Raw genomic sequence first — 319 nt, 5'->3', positions numbered from 1 at the left:
AATATCCCTCAGCCTTACCATGCCCTCACACTTATTAGCGATGATCTCTACATAAATTCCCCACTCTGTAACCCCGGAAATAACGCCAAGAAATTCCTCATCATTGTGGTCCTGCATAAATTTAATTTGCATGAATTTTATAGAATCTCTTTCGGCACTGGTTGCAAGGCTTTCCATGTTACTGCTGTGCTGGCTTTTTGCTTCGTATTCCTCTTCGGCTGCAGATTTGCCGTTGTCAAGGTAATGCTGAAGCAGGCGATGCACCATCACATCGGGATATCTTCTAATTGGAGATGTAAAATGGGAATAATGGCTAAAG

Annotated in this window: 1 protein-coding gene; it reads right to left on the bottom strand. The window is 42.6% G+C overall.

Going from position 1 to position 319, the window contains the following annotated elements; all coding sequences use genetic code 11:
• Nucleotides 1-319: RNB domain-containing ribonuclease (locus HC175_RS22260; RefSeq protein ID WP_168140022.1), on the bottom strand; the 319-nt coding region annotated here is incomplete at both ends.

Source organism: Salinimicrobium oceani, from assembly GCF_012037645.1.
The sequence above is the reverse complement of the archived record's forward strand: the minus strand, read 5'-3'. Positions and strand labels throughout refer to the sequence as shown.